Source organism: Hyphomicrobium sp. NDB2Meth4 (assembly GCF_900117445.1).
Taxonomy (GTDB): Bacteria; Pseudomonadota; Alphaproteobacteria; order Rhizobiales; family Hyphomicrobiaceae; genus Hyphomicrobium_A.
On sequence record NZ_FPEJ01000001.1, the window covers coordinates 812,273 to 833,045 of the forward strand.

The window sequence follows — 20,773 nt, forward strand, 5'->3', positions numbered from 1 at the left end:
CTAGCCATGCAGCACATGCGCTGCGCGCGCAAGCTTCTGGATCAGGGCCTTGAAGATTTCCTGGCTCTCCTTGTTGTGGAGATGCCCGTCTGCGCCGAAAGCGTCTTTCGCCCGCGGGACGGCGAACTGATCCGGCAGCACCAGGGCGCCCAGCCCAATCTCCAGCACCTGCCGCACCGTCGTGAGACTGCGTAGGCCGCCCATGCCGCCCGGAGACGCCGAGCCGAGCGCGAACACGCGGGTTTTGTAGACCTCGGCGCCGCTTGGCCCCGGCTCGCGCACCCGGCTCACCCAGTCGAGGGTGTTCTTCAGCAGCGGCGTGATCGATGAGTTGTATTCGGGGCTGGCGATGAAAATACCGGTATGCGCCGCCATCAGCTCTTTGAACTTGTAGGCGTTCTCGGGCGGCCCCGAGGTCGCTTCGTCATCGCCGTTATAGAGCGGCATCGGGTAGTCGCCGATGTCGGCGAAGGTCGAAGCGATGCCGTTCGCCTCGGCAATCTTGGAGCCCAGCTCCGCAAGCCTCTGGTTATACGAACCGGTGCGCGACGACCCGGCAAAAAACAAAAGCCTGACCGTGCTTGTCATCGTTCCTCGCGCCCGATCAGCTCTTGCCTTCGAAGAAGTCTTTCACGCGCGCGAAGAACCCGTGGCTCTCCGGGCTCGTCTCTTTGTGGCTCTCGCGCTCGAACTCTTCGAGCAGCTCGCGCTGGCGCTTCGTCAGGCTCTTCGGCGTCTCCACCTCGACCTGGATGTACATGTCGCCGTTCACCTTGGAGCGCAGCACCGGCATGCCCTTGCCCTTCAGGCGGAACTGCTTGCCGCTTTCCGAGCCCTCCGGGATCTTGATGCGCGTCGCGCCGCCGTCGACGGTCGGAACCTCGATCTGTCCGCCGAGTGCCGCCGTCGTCATGGCGATCGGCACCTTGCAGAAGATGTCCGCGCCGTCGCGCTGGAAGAACTCGTGCGGCTTCAGCGACAGGAAAATGTAAAGATCACCTGCCGGGCCGCCGCGCAGCCCCGCCTCGCCCTCGCCGGCAAGACGAATGCGGGTGCCATCCTCGACGCCGGGTGGAATGTTGACCGAGAGCGTGCGCTCCTTGGTGACGCGGCCAGAGCCGTGGCACGTGCCGCACGGATCTTCGATCGTCTCACCACGTCCCTGGCAATTGGGGCACGTGCGCTCGATGGTGAAGAAGCCCTGGCTCGCGCGAACCTTGCCGTGGCCGCCGCAGGTCGGGCAGGTGACAGGCTTGGTGCCGGCCCGCGCACCGGTGCCGGAGCAGGTTTCACAGGAAACCGAGGTCGGCACCCGGATCTGCGCGGTCTTGCCCTCGTAGGCCTCCGATAGCGTGATCTCGAGGTTGTACCGCAGGTCGGCACCGCGCTCACGGGACGATCGGGAACGCTGCCCGCGCCGGCCGCCCATGAACTCGCCGAACAGATCGTCGAAGATATCCGACATCGACGATGCAAAGTCCGGCCCGAAGCCGCGGGCGCCACCGCCGCCATGCTCGAACGCTGCATGGCCGAAATGATCGTACGCCGCGCGCTTCTGCGGATCCTTCAGCACCTCGTAGGCTTCGCTGACTTCCTTGAAGCGGATTTCGGCTCCCTCATCGCCCGGATTGCAATCGGGATGGAATTCCTTGGCGAGCCGCCGGTAGGCAGACTTCAGCTCTTGCTCGCTCGCGCTTCGGGACAACCCGAGCGTTTCATAGTAGTCGCGCTTGGACATGTTCAGCGCGGATCCTTCGAATTGGTGCACAGATGAATTAGCCCTTCAGTGGGAAATAGCGATGTTTTACGCGCGGGGGAAGGGTTTGTGGCGCGTTTGGTATGTGGAGAGGCCAGGGTGTGGCCGCAAGCCACTGCGACGCCAAAGTGGACCCCTCTAACGACGAGCCCGGCCGCTGGGGCCGGGCTCGCGTTTAATCATCGCTGATCGCGCTGACGGGTCAGGCCGACTTCTTCTTGTCGTCCTTGACCTCTTCGAAGTCGGCATCGACGACGTTTTCATCGCCCGCCGAGGAAGCGGTGGAGCCCGCATCGGCATCGCCGCCGCCCGCGCCCTGCTGGCCGGCGTAGATGGCCTCGCCGATCTTCATGGCGGCCTGCGCCAGCGCGGTGGTAGCCGCGTTGATGCGCTCGGCGTCGTCAGAGCCGATGGCCTCCTTGAGATCCGCGATCGCCTTCTCGACGTCCGGCTTGGCAGCCGTAACCGCCGGGTTGCTCGCATTCTCGGAGAGCTGCTTCTCGGTCGAGTGGATCAGCGCCTCGGCGTGGTTCTTCGCCTCGATCACCTCGCGGCGCTTCTTGTCCTCGGCCGCATGCGACTCGGCGTCCTTCACCATCCGATCGATCTCGGCGTCGGACAGACCGCCCGAGGCCTGGATGCGGATCGACTGCTCCTTGGCGGTCGCCTTGTCCTTCGCCGACACGTGCACGATGCCGTTGGCGTCGATGTCGAACGTGACTTCGATCTGCGGCACGCCGCGCGGCGCCGGCGGAATGCCGACAAGATCGAACTGGCCGAGCAGCTTGTTGTCGGCCGCCATCTCGCGCTCGCCCTGGCTGACGCGGATGGTCACCGCATTCTGCCCGTCTTCGGCGGTCGAGAAGGTCTGGCTCTTCTTCGTGGGGATCGTCGTGTTGCGCTCGATGAGGCGGGTGAACACGCCACCCAGCGTCTCGATGCCCAGCGACAGCGGGGTAACGTCGAGCAGCAGAACGTCCTTCACTTCGCCCTGCAGCACGCCCGCCTGGATGGCCGCGCCGATGGCGACGACTTCGTCCGGGTTGACGCCCTTGTGGGGCTCCTTGCCGAAGATCTGCTTGACGACTTCCTGCACCTTCGGCATGCGCGTCTGACCACCGACGAGAACCACTTCATCGATGTCCGCAGCCTTGAGGCCGGCGTCCTTGATCGCCTTCTCGCACGGACCTTTGGTGCGCACGATGAGGTCGTCGACGAGGCTCTCCAGCTTGGCGCGGGTGAGCTTCAGCGTCAGATGCTTCGGGCCCGAAGCATCGGCCGTGATAAACGGCAGGTTGATTTCGGTCTGAGTGGCGCTCGACAGCTCGATCTTCGCCTTCTCGGCAGCTTCCTTCAGGCGCTGCAGCGCAAGCTTGTCGTTGCGCAGGTCAATGCCGGTCTCTTTCTTGAACTCGTCGGCGAGGTAGGCAACGAGCTTCATGTCGAAGTCTTCGCCGCCGAGGAACGTGTCACCGTTCGTCGACTTCACCTCGAACACGCCATCGCCGATCTCGAGGACCGAGATATCGAACGTGCCGCCGCCGAGGTCGTACACCGCGATCGTCTTGGAATCTTTCTTCTTGTCGAGACCGTAGGCGAGCGCCGCTGCCGTCGGCTCGTTGATGATGCGCAGCACCTCAAGCCCCGCGATCTTGCCGGCGTCCTTGGTTGCCTGGCGCTGCGCGTCGTTAAAGTATGCGGGAACCGTGATGACCGCCTGCGTGACCTTCTCGCCGAGCTTGGCTTCGGCCGTCTCTTTCATCTTCTGCAGAATGAAAGCGGAGATCTGCTGCGGAGAATACTGCTTGCCGTGGGCTTCGACCCAGGCATCGCCACTGGGGCCTTTGACGATCTTGTAGGGAACGAGATCCTTGTCCTTCTCGACCATCGGATCATCGTACCGGCGTCCGATCAGGCGCTTGATGGCGAAGAACGTGTTGAGGGGGTTGGTCACCGCCTGACGCTTGGCGGGAAGGCCGACGAGCTTTTCGTCGTCAGCGGTGAAGGCCACGATCGACGGAGTCGTGTTCATGCCTTCGGCGTTTTCCAGAACCCTCGGCTTGCCGCCCTCCATGACGGCCACGCACGAGTTCGTGGTTCCGAGGTCGATGCCGATCACTTTAGCCATGTGCCTATCCTCATCCTTCTGCGGCAGGCCGTCCGGACCCGATTATCCGGCGTCCAGGAAATCCGGCGGCGCAAGCTGCGCACCGAAACGGCCCCCTATGGAGCATCCAAACGGTAAACGACGCTTATATAAGGTGGCTTTTAAGCGGCGCAACGGGCGCAAGTCTGGCTTGCGCAGTCAATTTTCCCCAGCCTTCACCCAAATCGATCACGCGGCGCCAGTCACACGGCGCACGATCAGGCAGCGTCGTCAGACTCTTTGGGCTCAGGCGCGCCCTTGCCCTCGGTCGGCCGCTTTTCGCCGCCCTTCGCAATAACGACCATCGCTGGCCGCAGTACGCGATCGCCGAGATTATAGCCCTCTTGATAGACTTGGACGATCGTTCCTGGTGCCAGATCAGGCTGGTCCACCTCGACCATCGCCTGATGTTGGTGCGGATTGAACGGCTGTCCGGATGACTCCATCCGCTTCACGCCGTTGCGCTCCAGCACATTGAGGAACTCGCGCTCGGTCATCGAGACGCCCTCGACCAGCGCCTTGAGCGCGGGGTCGGCGTCGGCAGCGCCAGCCGGCACCGCAGCGGTCGCGCGCTGCAGGTTGTCACCGACGGCGAGGAGGTCACGCGCGAACTTGGTGATCGCGTACTTGGCTGTCTCGTCCTTCTCGCGCTCGGTCCGCTTGCGCAGATTGTCCATCTCGGCATGCGCGCGCAGCAGGCGGTCCGTCAGATCGGCAATCCGGCCTTCCAGAACTTGCACTGTGCCTTCGCCGTCTCCGGTCGGTGCACCGTTGCCTGCGGCAGCGGTTTCACGGTCGGGCTTCTTGTCTTCGTCAGCCATGATCTCTCCGCGGGGGATTGGGCGGATTAAAGGGATTGCGAGCCGGATATCAGGCTTAAGGATGAAAAATCAAGTCAACAGGCGGCTTACAAGTTTCGCTGTATAGTCGACCATGGGGATTATGCGTGCGTAATTGATGCGCGTCGGGCCGATAACGCCCAGTACCCCAACGACTTTACGATGCTCGTCGTGGAACGGCGCTACAACCAGCGAAGACCCCGACAGCGAGAACAGTTTGTTCTCCGACCCGATGAAAATGCGCACACCGTCCGCGCTTTCCGACAGCCCGAGCAGTTGCACGAGGTCGCGCTGGCGCTCCAGATCGTCGAACAGCAGCCGGATACGCTCCAAATCCTCCTGGGCGTTCACATCCTTGAGCAGATTGGCCTGGCCGCGCACGATCAGGCTCTTGCGATCATCGAGCGCACCCGACCACTCGGCGAGCCCGGCCTGGATGACGCGCTTGGTCAGCTCGTCGAGTTCTGCCCGCGCCGACTGCAGCTGTTGCTCGATATGCGTCCTAGCTTCTCCAATCGTGAGGCCACGGATATGCGCATTGAGATAGTTGCTGGCCTCGATTAGAGCCGATGGCGGCAGCCCCTGCGGCAAGTTGATGATGCGGTTCTCGACCGTCTGGTCCTCGCCCACCAGCACCACCAGTGCCTTTCCGGGCTCCAGCATCACGAATTCCAGATGCTTGAGGCGTGTCACCTGCTTGTCGGCCAGCACCACGCCGGCGCAGTGCGACAGCCCGGAGATCATCTCGCCGACCTGACGCAGCACGTCATCGATGCCGGTAGTGCGTTTGCCGGCGATCTGCGTTTCGATCTGCCGCCGCTCCTTAGAGGTGAGATCGCCCACCTCCAGCAGCGCATCGACGAACATCCGCAGGCCGAGCTGCGTCGGCAACCGCCCTGCCGACGTGTGCGGGGCAACGATTAGCCCCAGCTGCTCCAAGTCCGACATCACGTTGCGGATCGATGCCGGCGACAATGTCATCGGCAGCACGCGCGACAGATTCCGCGAGCCCACAGGCTCACCGGTTTCCAGGTACGATTCGACGATTTGCCTCAGAATAGCGCGCGAGCGTTCGCTGAGCCTGTTGAGTTCGCTAACGCTTTCGGACATCGCTTGGGTGTTTTCGACCTCGTGTTCGAGTACTCGGAAGATTAGGGATCGAGCCCCCGCTTCGTCAAATGGTCGGCGGTTTTGGTTGATGCGCGCCTAGCCCTCCCTTAGGTTCGGCCGACTTCGCACCCAGCAACAACCCGGTCCGGCAGCCTCAATGCGCCCTTCGAAACGTAAATCCGATGAACTGCGCCGTGTCTCCATCGAGCGCGCTGTCTCTAAGCATGCCGAGGGATCGTGCCTCATCAAGTTCGGCGACACCCATGTCCTTTGCACGGCCAGCCTCGAAGAGCGGGTCCCCCCGTGGCTGAAGGGCCAGGGGCGCGGCTGGGTCACAGCTGAATATGGGATGTTACCGCGCGCCACCAACGAGCGCACGCGCCGCGAGGTGACGGTTGGCCATCCGTCCGGCCGGACGCAGGAGATACAACGTCTGATCGGCCGATCGCTGCGCGCCATCATCGACCTGCCCAAGCTCGGCGAGCGCCAGATCAGCGTCGACTGCGACGTTATTCAGGCCGACGGCGGCACCCGCACCGCTTCCATCACCGGTGCGTGGGTTGCCCTGCACGACTGCATCCAGTGGATGAAGCTGCGCGACATGGTCGAGGACGGCGTGCTGCGCGACCATGTGGCGGCGGTGAGCTGTGGCATCTACAAGGGCACGCCGGTGCTCGACCTCGACTACGCTGAAGATTCTTCCGCCGATGCCGATTCCAACTTCGTCATGACCGGATCGGGTGGCATCGTCGAGGTGCAGGGCACGGCAGAAACCACGGCATTCAGTCAGGAAAGCTTCGATCAGCTCATGGCGCTCGCCAAGAAGGGCATCGGCGAGCTTGTCGCACTCCAGAAGCTGACCGTCGCCTAACAAGGGGGCCGGACATGCTATTCGGCGGATTTGCATTGGCCGTCGCAGCTCTCTTCACGGGCGCGGCGTTCTACATCAACTTCGCCGAGCAGCCGGCCCGTCTCACCCTCGACGATCAATCGCTGCTCGAGGAATGGAAGCTCAGCTACCGCGCCGGCTTCGCCATGCAGGCATCGCTGGCCGTCATCGGCTTCGCTTTAGGCATGCTGGAGTGGCTGCTGTCGCAGGAACTTGCATGGCTCTTTGGCGCGCTGTTGCTCATCGCCAACTGGCCTTTCACCTTGCTCGCGATCATGCCGACCAATAAGACGCTGATGGATACGCCTATCGAACAAGCTGGCGCGCAGTCGCGCACGCTGATCGAGAAGTGGGGACGGCTGCATGCCGTCCGAACCGCATTGGGCGCGGCGGCAACTGCGCTTTTCATCTGGGCTGCAACATGACAGTCACCCCCACTCCTGCGCGCCTGCTCGAAACCGTGCTCTATGCGCGCGACCTTCCAGCTATCGAAGAGTTCTACGCACGCGTCCTCGCGATGCAGCCCACCGCCAAGGCGGACGGACGCCAGATCTTCTATCGCCTCGGCGATCAGATGCTTCTGTTCTTCAACCCGCTGATGACCAGCCGGGCGCCGGCTGACGATGCTGAGCTTCCCGTGCCGCCCCACGGTGCCGATGGCGAGGGGCACGTCTGCTTCGCCGCGACCGCCGACGAGATCACTCAGTGGCGCGAGCGCCTGGAGAGCCAGGGCATCCACATCGAAGCCGACTTCGAGTGGCCGAATGGCGGTCGCTCCATCTACTTCCGCGACCCGGCGGGCAATTGCCTGGAGTTCGCCGAGCCGCGCATCTGGGGAATTGAATGACGCGTAGACTGAGCCGCGGCGACAAGTTGGTTGTCGCCACCCACAACCCCGGCAAGGTCTGGGAGATCAACAAGCTCATCGAGCCTTACGGGCTCGCCGCCGTGTCCGCCGGGGACCTGGGCCTCAAAGAGCCCGCCGAGACCGAAACGACGTTCACCGGTAACGCCAAGATCAAGGCCGTTTTCGCCGCCGAAGGCTCCGGACTGCCGGCGCTAGCCGACGACAGCGGCATCGAGATCGACGCCCTCGATGGTGCCCCGGGCGTCCACACCGCTGACTGGGCCGGCCCCAAGCGTGACTTCTCTATCGCCATGCAGAAGGTGCACGACGAGTTGGTTAAGCGTCGGGGATGGAACGGCGAGCCCTTGCGCGCCAACTTCATTTCTGTCCTATGCCTCGCTTGGCCGGACGGGGACGTGCAGTTCTTCGAGGGCAAAGTTTACGGTCACGTCGTGTGGCCACCGCGCGGCGGCAATGGCTTCGGCTATGATCCGATCTTCGTCGCCGACGGCCACACCGAGACGTTCGGCGAAATGGAGCCGGCCAGCAAATATGCCATCTCGCACCGAACCATGGCGTTCGAGCACTTCAAGCGTGCCGTCCTCGATGACGCCGCCTGACGATCCCGGCTTCGGGCTCTACGTCCACTGGCCATTCTGCGCGCAGAAGTGCCCCTATTGCGACTTCAACAGCCACGTCCGCTTCGGCGGCATCGACGAGCCACGCTTCCGCGCCGCCTTCCTGCGCGAGCTGGAGCACACCGCTACGCGGTTAGGCCCGCGCACTGTTTCCAGCATCTTCTTCGGCGGCGGCACCCCCTCGCTGATGCAGCCCGAGACGGTGGCTGCCATCCTCGATCGCGCTGCTGAACTCTGGCATGTCGCGCCCGACGCCGAAATCACGCTCGAGGCCAACCCTGGAAGCGTCGAAGCCGGCCGCTTTCGCGGCTATCGCTCAGCGGGCGTAAATCGCGTCTCGCTTGGCGTGCAGTCGCTGCGCGACGACATCCTCAAGTCGCTTGGGCGCATTCACTCAGTCGCCGAGGCGAAAGCTGCGATCGAGATCGCGCGGACCACCTTCGATCGCTTCAGTTTCGACCTCATCTATGCGCGCCCGAAACAGACGACGGACGAATGGCGTGCCGAGCTGCGCGAGGCACTTCTCATCGCCGGCCAGCACCTGTCCCTCTATCAGCTCACCATCGAGCCAGAGACGCCGTTCGCCGCGCTTCACGCCGCTGGCAAGCTCATCGTCCCCGACGAGGATACGGCGTTCGCGCTCTACGATCTTACTCAGGAGATGACCGCCGCCGCCGGGCTGCCCGCCTACGAGGTCTCGAACCATGCCGGGCCTGGCGAGGAAAGCCGCCACAACCTGCTTTATTGGCGCTATGGCGAATATGCCGGCATCGGGCCTGGCGCACACGGCCGCATCGTTCTCGATGGCGTGCGCAACGCCACCAGCACCGAGCGCAACCCTGAAGCCTGGGCGGCGCTCGTCGAGCGCGACGGGCACGGCATTATCGAGGAAATGCCCCTCACCCGCCCTGAGCAGGCAGACGAGATGCTGCTGATGGGCCTGCGCCTTTCCGAAGGCCTTGACCTGCAGAGGCTCGCACAGCTTTGCGGCGCCCCGCTGCCGGGCAAGACTGTATCCGAGCTGACACAGCAGGGTCTCATTGAGGCGATTCCCGGGACACAGCGCATAAAAGCGAGCGGATCGGGGCGCTTCATTCTGAATGAGATCGTGCTACGCCTCGCGCTCGATCTTCCGACCGAGAAGCTTCCTTCCGCCGCCGAGTAGAAAGAGCCGATGCGAAACATCTACGACTGGATGATGCGCGCCGCGTCCAGCAAGCGTGCGCCCTACGCGCTCGGAACCGTGTCGTTCATTGAAAGCTCGTTCTTCCCCATTCCGCCCGACGTGATGCTCATCCCCATGGTGCTCAGCAATCGTGAGAAAGCGTGGTGGTACGCCACCATCGCCACCGTCACCTCCGTTTTCGGCGGCTTGCTCGGTTACGCCATTGGCTACTTCGCCTATGACGCCATCGGACTGCCGATCCTGAAGTTCTACGGCAAGGAGCACGCGCTCGACGGATTCATCCAGTTCGTGCACGAGTACGGGGTACCAGCGATCATCATCAAGGGCGCGACGCCCATTCCGTTCAAGGTGGTGACCATCGCCGCCGGCGTCGCCAAGATGGACCTGCTCGCCTTCGTCGGCGCCTGCATCGTCGCCCGCGCCATGCGCTTCTTCCTCGTTGCCGGCCTCCTCTATTTCTTTGGCCAGCCGATCAAGGAGTTCATCGAGCGCCGCCTGACCCTGGTCACCACAGTTTTCGTAGTGGTCTTGGTGAGCGGCTTCGTCGCTGTTAAATACATGTTCTAGCTCGGTGATCTAAGGCAGGGCTCATGGCTTTCTCGGCGCAGGATCCGACAGTACACGCAGCCTACCGCACCGGCGGCTTCGCCCTGCTGTTCGCGGCCGCTGCCATCTTGCTTGCCCTCGGCTCCGAGCACATCGGCGGCCTTAAGCCTTGCGAGCTGTGCCTCGAGCAGCGCTATGCCTACTACGCCGGCGTACCTCTGCTCTTCTTCGGACTTGTTGCCCTCAGCGCTGGGCAGGCACGCGCTGCCGCCGCGCTGTTCATTCTGGTCGCTCTCGCATTCTTCGGTAACGCTGCGCTCGCCGTCTATCACGCGGGCGTCGAATGGGGCTTTTGGCAGGGCCCGGCCGCATGCAGCGGCCCGCAATCGCTAACGACCAACGCCGGCAATCTTCTCGATGCTCTGAAGACGACGAACGTCGTGCGCTGCGATCAGGCTGCATGGCGCATGTTCGGACTGTCGTTCGCCGGATGGAACGTCATCGCATCGCTGATGATCGCGTTCCTCGGTTTGCGCGCCGCAAATGAAGCGCTGCACGCGCGCTGATTCCGCTCGCGCGTGAACAGCGCGAAGTTATCCACAAATAACTGATGTTTTCCGCAGCAGATTGCGTTCAGCAACTGTCAAGCTAAATACCGTGGGTCCGTCACGGCAGCGCCATCCCGTGGTCAAAAAGTAACGGTCTATTCCTCCTCGTTCGCGGAACAACGCGGTCGAGTTCGAGTTGAACAGCCACAGTGAGTTTGCGTCGCGTTCGAGTGAGTGAAGAGCCCAGCAGTCAGTTGCGTTGCGTAGGTGTTGCGTCCGTTGCGTCTGAGTTGAGTGGCCTCGCGTCTCGAAAGTCGCCGTTGCGTCCGCGTCAGTCACATCGGGAACCCCGGCAGTCCCGCCAGTTGCGTAAGTTGCGTCAAAGTCTGCGTCTGTTGCGTCTCGCGTAAGTCCCCCGCCCGTCTTGGTATCGCGTTTGTAAGCGTTGCGTTCGTTGCGTCACGTGTTGCGTCCGTTTGCGTAAAGCCAACTTCCCCCAATAGACGCGTTCTCCCCCGAGCGCGTGTGCAATCGAGGCGAACCGCCCGGAGATGAATGGTTTCGCGTAGTTCCGGGCGGTTGCAGCCAGTCGAGTTCAAGAGCCCGCATAAGTGGCGTCAGTCGCGTAAAAGTCAGCAAGTCAGTGAGGTGTACCGTGGCGTCTCAGTATCAATCTCAGTCGCATTCGTGGCGTTCGCTTTCAGATGTTGTCGGTGAAGTCATCGTCGCTATCGGCAGTCCGTCTCAATCGACGGACGTTCCCATAGCGTCGGCGTCGACAAGGTAGCCGCCGCGTATTCGTTACGGAGGGGAAAGAGGGACCTTCCAACGAGATGGCAAGCATATGGAGCGTCGGAGACTTCATGCCTCCACGATTCATCACATGACCTGGTTTCGCGTAGTGATGTCAGCACGCTCTGTGTGCTTGCCAACGATTTTCAGCCCCGCGCCCGGGCAATGAAAGCGGCGCGTAATGAGCAAGCGCCGGGACTTTGGCGGCGCAAGACAGGAGAAGCGTCAAATGAGTTTCAACCACATCAACCCGCTGCAGTGGCATCAGGCGCTCGGCGTTGCCCGCGCCTCCTGCGCTCGCATCTTCCGCGATGGCGGCGCACCGGCTGATGCGCTGCGCGCCTTCGGCCTTGCCGCCGATCAAGCGACTGAGGATTGGAGCCGCACGGTTGAGGCGATAGCGGAATCCCTGTGTGCCGCTTCGATGAAGCGCGCCGCATAAACGGTCTAGCTCCGCGAATGTGGAGCGTCGAGCATCCGGCTCATCAGAATTTCTCGTCGTCCTTCCCCTGAACGACGAAGGCCTCGGCATCGCATTGCCGAGGCCTTTCTTTTTTCAATTGAAGGAAAACCCGGCTGCCGCCACCACTGCGCCGCGAAGCGGCAAGGGCGCAAGGCGCCCCGCGCCTTAGGCGCGGCTCCCCGCTTGTTAGCGGCCCGCCGTACAGCAAGCCACCATCCACTCGTGTCAGCAAAAACTAAGGCTCCAGCTCGGTATCCCAATAGAGATAGTCGAGCCAGCTCTTGTGCAGGTAGTTCGGCGGGAACGCGCGTCCGTTGCGATGCAGTTCGAACACCGTCGGCCGATACGGCATCAGCTTCGGCAGCATGCCGATCTGCTCGGGCATCGCGCCGCCCTTCTCGAGATTGCATGGCGCGCACGCGGTCGTGACGTTGTCCCAACGTGTCTGGCCGCCGCGCGAGCGCGGGATCACGTGATCGAACGTCAGGTCGTCTTTGCAGCCGCAGTATTGGCAGGTGAAGCGATCGCGCAGGAACACATTGAAGCGCGTGAACGCGGGATAAAGCGCAGGCTTCACATATGTCTTGAGGGAGACGACGCTCGGCAGCTTCATCTCGAATGTGGGGCTGCGAACGAAGCGGTCGTATTCGGAGACGATGTTGACGCGATCCAAGAAAACGGCTTTCACCGACTCTTGCCAGCTCCAGAGCGACAACGGGTAGTAGCTCAGGGGGCGGAAGTCGGCGTTTAGGACGAGGGCCGGAAAGCTATCCGGAATGGCCACATGCGCATCCACGTAATGGGCGTCCTATACGTTTAGTCCTGACGAATCGCGTTCTCCTCAACGTTCGGCCGGGATACTAGCGGCGCATATCAACTCTGTGAAGGTCCCCGCCAAGCTTGCCTGTGCCCCTGTGGCGCAGTCATCTAAGGCGCTGCATTTAGGCGCTTTTTCGCGTTCCAGCTTGCCGGCCTGCGACCTTGTAGTACGCCCAGATGAGATGTGCCGCGACGCCCCGCCAAGGCCTCCAGCGCTCCGCGATGGCAAAAAGCTCGTCCTGCGAAGGTCGCTCATCCAGCTTCAAAGCGTTGGCGACGGCGATCTGCAAGGCGAGATCGCCCGCCGCGAATGCGTCGGCGCGGCCGAGGCAGAAGAGAAGGTAAATATCGGCGCTCCAAGGTCCGATGCCAGGCAGCGCCGTCAGCGCCGCGTGCACATCTTCCTCCGGCGCGTGCGCGAGACTGTCGAGATCTAGCCCGGCGACGACCGCTTCGCTCAGCGCCCGCAGCGTGCGCACCTTTCCTTTCGACAAGCCGGCAGTGCGCAAAGCTTCATCGCTCATCGCCAGGGACGCTTCGGCCGACATCGGCTGAACGGCCTGATGCAGGCGGTCCCAAATTGCCTGAGCGCTCGCCAACGAAAGCTGCTGCCCGACGACGATGCGCGCTAGGCCTTCAAAGCCGGAAGCATGGCGACGCACAGAGGGCACGCCCGTCATCGACCGCATCATGCGCATGTGCGGACACGAACGCGTCAGCGCACGCACACCCTTCAGCATGCACGCGTCATCGAGCACGACAGGTAGCAGCGTTGTGCGCTTGGTTTGCATTCCGGACGCGATACTCCGTGACTGAGCCTCGATCGTAGGTCGCCATTTGCTATGCCGCAAATCGAACAGGTTCACATGCGGCGCGAGACTGCTAAACAAGTGAACGATGATCCCTACGGCCGGCGTCTGCCGCTGTGGCAAACCCAACTGAGGCGCAACGCACTCGTATGATCTCTCCAGTGTTTCGCTTTGCGCCCAGTCCCAACGGTCCTCTTCATCTCGGTCATGCGCTGTCGGCGTTGACGGGCTTCGATATGGCGAAGCGCGCCGGCGGCCGCTTCCTCCTTCGCATCGAGGACATCGACGTCACGCGCTGCCGCGAGGAATTCGTCACCGGCATCTTCGAAGATCTCTCATGGCTCGGCATAACCTGGGAGCAGCCCGTACTGTTCCAGTCGCAGCACTTCGCAGCCTACGTCGAGGCGGCGCAATGGCTGGAAGGGCAAGGGTTGCTCTACCCATGCTTTGCCTCGCGCACCGAGATCGATGCGGCTGCCGTTCCCGGTGCTGTCGATCCTGACGGCGCACCGCTCTATCCGGGCCTACACAAGTCAATGCCCAGGAGCGAGATCGAGGCGCGTATGGAGAACGGTGAGCGCTTTGCGCTGCGCATCGACATGGATCGCGCTCTGGCCAAGGTCCGCGACCGGCTCGGCGGCGCCCCGCTCACCTTCACGGAGTTGGACGAGGCCGGCAAAGCCGCGGCCGTCGAAGCCCACCCTGAGCGCTGGGGTGACGCCGTCATCCTGCGCAAGGATGTGCCGGCGAGCTACCACCTTGCCGTGGTCGTCGACGACGCGCGCCAAGGCATCACTCATGTCACGCGCGGCCAAGATCTTTATGCCGCGACGGACCTGCACCGCCTGCTGCAGGTGCTGATGGGGCTGCCCGAGCCCGTTTACCATCACCATCGCCTGCTCGCCGACGCAGAAGGCCGCAAGCTCTCTAAAAGCGCGGGCGACACAGCGCTTTCGGCCCTCCGCGCTGCCGGAAAATCGGCCGCCGTCATCCGCGCCATGGTCGGGCTGGCATAGCCGAGACCCATCAAAAATCGAGTCTATTCGCTATCTTGGTTTGCGCCGTGAAGCGGGCTGAGAAGGCGCGCGCGCTATCGCGCGGCGCTGCAAGCGAATTCCGTCATGGTTAGTGTTCCGCTAACGCTTGTCTGAAAGGATTACGCCTTGAAGTGCAGCGGCATCCGTTTCTTTGAGGCAACGTCATGGAAACAAACTGGACGAAGCTATTGTCAAATAACGCGAATAAGCTGAGCGTGGTCAGGCTTCGCGCAGTCGCGTTCGCCTCGCGGAGCTCGACTGAGCTTCACCGCCTCGCGGTAGCTCATGCAACGCTGACAAAGAAGCACGCAAAAAAGCTCCGCCGAACCATGCTCCGCCGCCTCGCCGCCTATAAGAATTTTGCTGCCCTTGCGCTGTCGAGCTTCTCGACGGCAACGGCACTGCATGAGATTTCCGGGCGTACGCAGCGCGAGGCCGTCCGTCTGGTCGAGCCAGTCCGCGTCAGCGTCGAGGATCACTGGCGCCGTGCTGTCGGTGTAATCACCGCAGCACTCGAGAGCTTCCAGCGCGTCAAGAGCCTGCACAAGTCGGCCGCGCGCCAATTGGATTCGGCTGACTATGCGCTGACGCAGCTTCTGCACGACCTGCGCCCTGTTATGGGCTTGCCCGCCGATGTTTCAGGCCTGCGCGCCGTACTCGCCGAGGCCGAGCGCACCGCGCCAGAGCGTCGCCGTAAGGCTCTGGCCGCCGCCTGATCGCCGTCCTCGGAAGAATGCGGATCCTGCCGTCGTCGTTATTCTGGCGCAGGCAGGGATCCGCGCAAGCCAGCGCGTGAGCATCCGCCGCATATTGGCGCTGTCCGCACACCATGGGAGCGCGAAGGCGCGAGGCCTGGAACCGTTGGGGCTTTAGTTCGGTGCGGGAACCGAACCGGTGGACATCTGGTCCGCGGCCGACAGGCGCGTCGCCTCGAAGCTGGCGGGAGCCTGATCGATCACCGCGGAGCCGAACTTCTCGACCTGCAGCACCGCGAGCCCGCGCTCGCTTAGGCCGTTTGCGCCGAACCGGATGATGCCGTCGACGCCCGAGAAGCCGTTCGCCCGCGTCAGGTTCGCCTGCGTGAACCGGGTGCCCGGCGGATTGGACGCGAGGCTGATGGCGAAGCTGATCGCGTCATAGGAAACCGACGCAATGCGCGGCGGCGCGCTGCCGAATGTCTTGGCGAAGCGCTCCGAGAACGCGCGCCACGCGACGGGATCAGGGCTCGGATACCAGCCGTCGACAAAGGCCGCATCGCGTCCGACCGTCGGGAAGTCCCATGCGCTATTGCCCAGCAACTTAACCTTCTTGGTGTCGATGCCGGCATAAGCGATCACTGGGCCGATCTGCGGCAGCGTCTCGGGCCCGCCCGGCACGAACAGCGCATCGATTGGCGCCATCTCGGTCTCGCCCGCCTTGATCGCCTCCATCACCCGCTTGGCGGGCGCCAGCATGCTGTTGGCGGCGAGCGGGTAGCGCTCGACGACGGCAACGATGCCCCCGCTGCGGCGCACGGCGTTGCGGAACGCTGCTTCGATCAGGTCGCCGTAGGCGTCGCTCTGGATAAGCGCCGCGAACCGCCGTTTGCCGCGCGAGGCCGCAAACGAAACGATGCGATCGGTTTCTTGCTCGGCGAGGAAGTTGACGAGGTAAACCCCGTTACCCGCCACCTGCGTATTGTTGGAAAAGGCGAGGATCGGCACGTTGGCCTGGCGTGCGGCGCCGGCGGCCCCGCTTACCGACTGCGAAAGCAGTGGCCCGATGATGATCTCAGCCCCATCCTTGATGGCTTCTTCGGCGGCCGCCCGGGCACGCGCCTCGGTGCCACCGTCGTCCTTGGTGACGAGTTGCACGTTCGGATCGTTGACCTCGAACAGCGCCATTTCGGCGCCCTGCTTGAGACTTTTCGCAACCGAGGCGGTCTCGCCCATGCCGCCCATTGGCAGCAGCAGTGCGATCTTCACCGGCGCCCTGATGGCGCCCTGTTGACCCGGAGCGGGTGCCAATGCCGCGCTGGGCGCTGCCGGTCCCATGCCGCTTGTCGAGCAGCCAGCCAGAAAAAGGCCGAACATTGCCAAGCCTGCCGCGCACTCGCGCCTGCTGACCTCGGCCTGCTTCAAGCCCTTTCGCATTTATTCGGGGTCCCCCTGGCGTTGCCCGGTCGGTCGGCGGCGGTCACAATGGCGGTGGCTGCGGAACAGCGTGACGACTCGACTATCCTTCTGGTTATCTCTTCGATTCGCCGAGGAAAAGTGCCTCTCAGCCACTATCGTGAACATTCAACGCCGCAATTGCGAAAGTGACCTGACATGACCGCTGGAGAGGCCGCCAGTGACGCCAACAAGCCCCCCAGGGACGAAAGCGCGATCCTCGGGCGCATCGCCGGGGAGATGCGCAAGCAACTCGCGGGCAGCCTAGCGCCGGGCCTCTACGTGATCGCAACGCCTATCGGCAATCTCGGCGATATGACTTTGCGCGCCATCGCCACTTTGGCTCGCGCGGAGATCATCCTTTGCGAGGACACGCGCCATAGCCGCACGCTGCTCGCCCACTTCGCCATCGACGTGCCGACGCGACCCTATCATGAGCATAACGCCGCCAGGGAGCGCCCCCGCGTCCTGGCGGAGCTTGCCGCTGGTCGCCGCATTGCCATCATCTCCGACGCCGGAACGCCGCTCATTTCCGATCCGGGTTGGAAGCTCGTGCGCGAGGCGCTTGATGCTGGCCACCATGTCGAGGCCCTGCCCGGCGCGTCCGCAACTTTGACGGCACTCGCAGTCGGCGGCCTGCCAACGGACGCGTTCATGTTCGCTGGCTTCCTGCCGCCGAAGACCATCAGCCGCCGCACCCGCATCGCCGAACTCGCCGCCGTGCCCGCCACCCTGGTCTTCTTTGAGGCCCCGACGCGCGTTGCCGAGGCCATCGCTGACCTCGCCACGGTCTTGGGTCCCCGCCCTGCCGCCCTCGCCCGCGAGTTGACCAAGCTCCACGAGGAGGTGCGCCGCGGCCCGCTCGATAAGCTGGCGGCCGAACTGGTTGATGCAACCATCAAGGGCGAGGCGGTCATACTCGTTGGGCCGCCGCAACAGGTTGACGTCAATGACGAGACCATCGCCGCCCGTCTCGCCGACGCGCTCGCCACCATGAGCCTGCGCGACGCCGCCAAGACCATTGCCGACGCGCTCGGCGTCCCCAAGAGCCGCGTCTATGACCTCGGCCTCAAGCTGCGCAAGGACGCGCCGTGACGTCGGGTCTCCGGCCCGGCCGGATCGACGAGAACGTCCGCCGTGCCCGCCTGCGCAGCGGACGACTTGCCGAGCTTTTGGCGGCAATAGCTCTGCTCACCAAGGGCTATCGCATCCTCGGCCGCAATGTGAAGACCAGGGCCGGCGAGATCGACATCATCGCCGTGAGGGGCCAGCGCCTCGCCTTCGTCGAGGTCAAGCGCCGCCTGACCCGGGAGGCGGGTGAAGCGGCCGTCAGCGACCGCCAGGCCAACCGCATCCGCAATGCGGCCGATTACTGGCTTGCCCACCGCCCCCGCTACCAGGCCCACGAGCAGGGCTTCGACCTCATGCTGCTGCTGCCGCGCCGCTGGCCGCGTCACATCGAGAACGGCTTCTGATCTCTGCAGCGGGCCAATGCCGCTTTGCGTGCGCGCCGCTGCCGGGTTACCAACTCCGCCCCGGTTGCATTCGAGCGAGCTCCCCCGATGACCCTGCGCGTCGCCTGCCAGATGGACCCGATCGAGCGGATCGATATCCGCGGCGATTCCACCTTCGCCATTCTCCTCGAAGCGCAAAAGCGCGGCCACGAGCTGTTCTATTACACCCCGCCCGATCTCTCGCTGCACGGCGACAAGCTGCTCGCACGCGGCCAGACGCTCAAGGTCGAGGACAAGGTCGGCGCCCACTACAAGCTGTCGCATCCGCGCATTGAAAATCTCGCCGATCAGGATGTGGTGCTGCTGCGCCAGGATCCCCCGTTCGACATGGCCTACATCACGACGACGCATCTGCTGGAGCGCATCCACCCCAAAACGCTCGTCGTCAACGATCCGGCCAGCGTGCGCAACGCGCCGGAGAAAATCTTCGTTCTCGATTTCCTCGACCTGATGCCGCCAACCATCGTCACGCGCTCGATCGACGACGTGCAGGCTTTCCGCCGCGAGATGGGCGACGTCATCTTGAAGCCGCTCTACGGCAACGGCGGCGCCGCCATCTTCCGCCTCACCAAGGAAGACACCAACACGGCCTCGCTGGTCGAGTTGTTCCAGACCGTCTTCCGCGAGCCCTTCATGGTGCAGCAGTATCGCCCGGAGGTTCAGTTCGGCGACAAGCGCATCATCCTCGTCGACGGCAAATTCGCCGGCGCCATCAACCGCGTCCCCGCGACCGGCGAGACGCGCTCCAACCTTCACGTCGGCGGCACCGCCGTCCCCACTGAACTCACCGAGCGCGAGGAAGAGATCTGCGCCCGGCTCGGCCCCGAGTTGAAGAAGCGCGGCTTGCTCTTCACGGGCATCGACGTGATCGGCCCCTACCTCACCGAGATCAACGTCACTTCGCCGACTGGCATTCGTCAGGTGAAGCAGTTCGGAGGCGCGGATATCGCCGCCCTCATCTGGAACGCCATCGAAGCAAAGCGTGGCTGAACCGCGAGCGTGTGGACCGCACTAATCCAGCGGTTGGCGCTTTTTCTTTTTCTTCTTCACGTGCGTCGTCTTCTTCGCCGCCGTGGCCGGTTGCGCCGAAACCTTCTTCACTTCCGAGGAAGCGGCGCCGGGCTTGTTTGGTGCCTTGCTGGCATCGGCGGTTTGCGGCGGCGGGGGCGGAGGAGCAGCGCACGCGCGGAAGCGCTCCAGCAGCGTCGCATCCGGCTCGAAACCGGCACCGATCACTTCGCTGGGATAATTTTCGATCCGCGCGATCGGAAACGATGTCTTCCACTCGAATGTCTTGAAGCCGCGCTCCAGCAAGGCCGAGGCCCGCGCAGTACGTGCAGCATTGCTGCGCTCGCCGAGCACGATGGCGATCAGCTTGCGCCCGTCACGCGTAGCGCTAGCTGCCAGATTGTAACCCGAGGCGCACGTGTATCCGGTCTTGATGCCGTCTCCGCCCTCGAAGGCGGTCAGCATCGAGTTATGCGTTCCGACGGTGACGTTGCCGATCTGCGTCTGTGTCATGGCGTAGAGCGGTGCTTCCTCGGGGAAGTCGCGCAACAGTGCCCGCGCCAAAATCCCCATGTCGCGCGCCGTCGTCACTTGCTGCTCGGCCGGCAATCCGTGCGGATTGATGAAATGCGTGTGCATCATGCCGAGGCGCGCGGCGGTCTGGTTCATCTGCTTGACGAACGAAGCCTCATCGCCAGCGAGCGTCTCTGCCATCGCCACGGCCACATCGTTGGCCGACCGCATGATCAGCGCGCGCAATGCCTGGTCGAGCGTGATGTCCTTGCCGACTTTGAGCCCCAGCCTGGTAGGAGGTTGCTTGAACCCCGCCGGCGACATGAAAATCTTCGTCTCTCGCGTCGCGCGATGATCGCGGATCGCCTCCAGTGCGATGTAGGCTGTCATCATCTTGGTGAGCGAGGCCGGATACCACGGCGCGTCCAGATCCTCGGCGTAGAGCACGTGCCCTTCGTCGAGGTCGAACACCAGGGCCGAGTCGGCTAGTCCGGGCTGGACTGAGGTTGTCCATGCCGCCAGCGCCGCCAGCGCAATGCTCAGACCTTTCGTCAAGGTGCCCGACGCCTCCGATTGATCGGTGATTCTCGCCCGCGCAAGTATGTGCGGCAAAAACCGAATTGTCAGCCCGCTAACCGATCGGGCTTGTTCGATACCTTTCCTGGGCGATTTTGTGTGGTTCCCAGGCCGGATACGGCGCTATCGCGGTGGGGCCCACCCCCAACTCTTGCCGCATTTCGTGCCGGCATCACGACAGCCATGCCGGTGATCGTAGGGCCCAATGCCGGCATGATCGCCGCTGACTGGGTCGTTGCTGAATGGCCGTTCAGGTAGAAGAAATCTTCATCAACCGCGACGGACGTAGTGCACGCGGCCCGTTCTTCTCAATGTTCGCGCACAGTGAAGCGGCACTTAAGCCCAATGCGCGACCGAAAAGAAGTTCAGGAGATGATCGATGAAGTATTTTGCTTTGATGGCTTTGCTGGCCGCCCCGCTTGCCCTTGCTGCTGCTCCGACCCCCGCGGATGCAGCGCCCCGTGACGGATACCGCTGCCACATGGTCAAAACGACCGTTTTCAAGTGGGGCAAGAAGCGGACGAAGTGGGTCAAGGTTTGCCGTCCGGCGCACCGTTACCACCGCCACCACTGATATCGCTCGCGGT

23 protein-coding genes are annotated in these 20,773 nt (G+C 63.4%); 14 read left to right on the forward strand and 9 right to left on the reverse strand.

Annotation, left to right across the window (positions count from 1 at the left end; genetic code table 11):
- From NDB2M4_RS03915 to hrcA, 5 genes are all read right to left on the reverse strand, one after another.
- A complete protein-coding gene (locus NDB2M4_RS03915) occupies positions 1-588 on the reverse strand; it encodes an NADPH-dependent FMN reductase (RefSeq protein ID WP_072370356.1) in 588 nt (195 codons plus the stop codon).
- A 16-nt stretch (positions 589-604) separates the two neighbouring features.
- Positions 605-1,738, reverse strand: a complete 1,134-nt coding sequence (gene dnaJ / locus NDB2M4_RS03920; protein WP_072371780.1) for a molecular chaperone DnaJ — start codon at positions 1,736-1,738, stop codon at positions 605-607.
- A gap of 220 nt (positions 1,739-1,958) precedes the next feature.
- Positions 1,959-3,884, reverse strand: coding sequence for a molecular chaperone DnaK (gene dnaK, locus NDB2M4_RS03925; protein WP_072370359.1), 1,926 nt, complete (start codon positions 3,882-3,884; stop codon positions 1,959-1,961).
- A 236-nt stretch (positions 3,885-4,120) separates the two neighbouring features.
- Positions 4,121-4,723 carry a nucleotide exchange factor GrpE gene (grpE, locus tag NDB2M4_RS03930; RefSeq protein ID WP_072370362.1) on the reverse strand — a complete coding sequence of 201 codons (603 nt, stop codon included), beginning with the start codon at positions 4,721-4,723 and terminating at the stop codon, positions 4,121-4,123.
- 69 nt (positions 4,724-4,792) lie between these two features.
- Entirely contained in the window at positions 4,793-5,851 is a 1,059-nt protein-coding gene (gene hrcA / locus NDB2M4_RS03935) for a heat-inducible transcriptional repressor HrcA (protein ID WP_072370365.1), read from the reverse strand.
- Positions 5,852-6,008: 157 nt separating this feature from the next.
- Between hrcA and rph the strand changes: the two genes are divergently transcribed.
- The 8 genes from rph to NDB2M4_RS03975 all read left to right on the forward strand — a co-directional run bounded on the left by rph (position 6,009) and on the right by NDB2M4_RS03975 (position 11,739).
- Positions 6,009-6,722: a ribonuclease PH gene (gene rph, locus NDB2M4_RS03940; RefSeq protein WP_072370367.1), complete on the forward strand. Its 714-nt coding sequence runs from the start codon at positions 6,009-6,011 to the stop codon at positions 6,720-6,722.
- A 14-nt stretch (positions 6,723-6,736) separates the two neighbouring features.
- Complete coding sequence (locus NDB2M4_RS03945) at positions 6,737-7,165, forward strand: anthrone oxygenase family protein (RefSeq protein WP_072370370.1); 429 nt, start codon at positions 6,737-6,739, stop codon at positions 7,163-7,165.
- On the forward strand, positions 7,162-7,587 hold the full coding sequence (locus NDB2M4_RS03950) for a VOC family protein (protein ID WP_072370373.1): 426 nt from the start codon (positions 7,162-7,164) through the stop codon (positions 7,585-7,587). Before NDB2M4_RS03945 ends, NDB2M4_RS03950 begins: the two co-directional genes overlap by 4 nt.
- Positions 7,584-8,207, forward strand: coding sequence for a non-canonical purine NTP pyrophosphatase (locus tag NDB2M4_RS03955; RefSeq protein ID WP_072370376.1), 624 nt, complete (start codon positions 7,584-7,586; stop codon positions 8,205-8,207). Before NDB2M4_RS03950 ends, NDB2M4_RS03955 begins: the two co-directional genes overlap by 4 nt.
- On the forward strand, positions 8,194-9,390 hold the full coding sequence (hemW, locus tag NDB2M4_RS03960; protein ID WP_244536034.1) for a radical SAM family heme chaperone HemW: 1,197 nt from the start codon (positions 8,194-8,196) through the stop codon (positions 9,388-9,390). Before NDB2M4_RS03955 ends, hemW begins: the two co-directional genes overlap by 14 nt.
- 9 nt (positions 9,391-9,399) lie before the next feature.
- A complete protein-coding gene (locus NDB2M4_RS03965) occupies positions 9,400-9,978 on the forward strand; it encodes a YqaA family protein (RefSeq protein WP_072370382.1) in 579 nt (192 codons plus the stop codon).
- 23 nt (positions 9,979-10,001) lie between these two features.
- Positions 10,002-10,523: a disulfide bond formation protein B gene (locus tag NDB2M4_RS03970; protein ID WP_072370385.1), complete on the forward strand. Its 522-nt coding sequence runs from the start codon at positions 10,002-10,004 to the stop codon at positions 10,521-10,523.
- A 1,003-nt stretch (positions 10,524-11,526) separates the two neighbouring features.
- Positions 11,527-11,739 (forward strand): hypothetical protein, encoded by a 213-nt coding sequence (locus NDB2M4_RS03975; protein WP_072371783.1) that lies wholly within the window; start codon positions 11,527-11,529, stop codon positions 11,737-11,739.
- A 256-nt stretch (positions 11,740-11,995) separates the two neighbouring features.
- Here the strand turns inward: NDB2M4_RS03975 and NDB2M4_RS03980 are convergent, their stop codons facing one another.
- Entirely contained in the window at positions 11,996-12,556 is a 561-nt protein-coding gene (locus NDB2M4_RS03980; RefSeq protein WP_072370389.1) for an HNH endonuclease, read from the reverse strand.
- A 145-nt stretch (positions 12,557-12,701) separates the two neighbouring features.
- Complete coding sequence (locus NDB2M4_RS03985; protein ID WP_072370391.1) at positions 12,702-13,370, reverse strand: DNA-3-methyladenine glycosylase family protein; 669 nt, start codon at positions 13,368-13,370, stop codon at positions 12,702-12,704.
- Between the two features lie 167 nt (positions 13,371-13,537).
- Here NDB2M4_RS03985 and gluQRS point away from each other — a divergent pair, with 167 nt between their 5' ends.
- Together gluQRS and NDB2M4_RS03995 are read left to right on the forward strand one after the other, a co-directional pair.
- A complete protein-coding gene (gene gluQRS / locus NDB2M4_RS03990) occupies positions 13,538-14,404 on the forward strand; it encodes a tRNA glutamyl-Q(34) synthetase GluQRS (protein WP_072370393.1) in 867 nt (288 codons plus the stop codon).
- 350 nt (positions 14,405-14,754) lie between these two features.
- Positions 14,755-15,141: a hypothetical protein gene (locus NDB2M4_RS03995; RefSeq protein WP_139247077.1), complete on the forward strand. Its 387-nt coding sequence runs from the start codon at positions 14,755-14,757 to the stop codon at positions 15,139-15,141.
- Between the two features lie 153 nt (positions 15,142-15,294).
- On the opposite strand, the gene NDB2M4_RS04000 is transcribed toward NDB2M4_RS03995, so the two are convergent.
- Complete coding sequence (locus NDB2M4_RS04000; protein ID WP_072370399.1) at positions 15,295-16,557, reverse strand: penicillin-binding protein activator; 1,263 nt, start codon at positions 16,555-16,557, stop codon at positions 15,295-15,297.
- A gap of 177 nt (positions 16,558-16,734) precedes the next feature.
- On the opposite strand from NDB2M4_RS04000, the gene rsmI reads away from it, so the two are divergent.
- The 3 genes from rsmI (at position 16,735) to gshB (ending at position 19,079) form a co-directional block, all read left to right on the forward strand.
- Complete coding sequence (rsmI, locus tag NDB2M4_RS04005) at positions 16,735-17,670, forward strand: 16S rRNA (cytidine(1402)-2'-O)-methyltransferase (protein ID WP_072370402.1); 936 nt, start codon at positions 16,735-16,737, stop codon at positions 17,668-17,670.
- Positions 17,667-18,050 (forward strand): YraN family protein, encoded by a 384-nt coding sequence (locus NDB2M4_RS04010; RefSeq protein ID WP_072370405.1) that lies wholly within the window; start codon positions 17,667-17,669, stop codon positions 18,048-18,050. The genes rsmI and NDB2M4_RS04010 overlap by 4 nt, the downstream gene beginning before the upstream one ends.
- Before the next feature lie 87 nt (positions 18,051-18,137).
- Positions 18,138-19,079: a glutathione synthase gene (gene gshB, locus NDB2M4_RS04015; RefSeq protein ID WP_072370408.1), complete on the forward strand. Its 942-nt coding sequence runs from the start codon at positions 18,138-18,140 to the stop codon at positions 19,077-19,079.
- 21 nt (positions 19,080-19,100) lie between these two features.
- Here the strand turns inward: gshB and NDB2M4_RS04020 are convergent, their stop codons facing one another.
- Entirely contained in the window at positions 19,101-20,165 is a 1,065-nt protein-coding gene (locus NDB2M4_RS04020; RefSeq protein ID WP_171988013.1) for a D-alanyl-D-alanine carboxypeptidase family protein, read from the reverse strand.
- A 400-nt stretch (positions 20,166-20,565) separates the two neighbouring features.
- On the opposite strand from NDB2M4_RS04020, the gene NDB2M4_RS04025 reads away from it, so the two are divergent.
- Positions 20,566-20,760: a hypothetical protein gene (locus NDB2M4_RS04025; protein WP_072370414.1), complete on the forward strand. Its 195-nt coding sequence runs from the start codon at positions 20,566-20,568 to the stop codon at positions 20,758-20,760.
- Positions 20,761-20,773 lie beyond the last annotated feature (13 nt).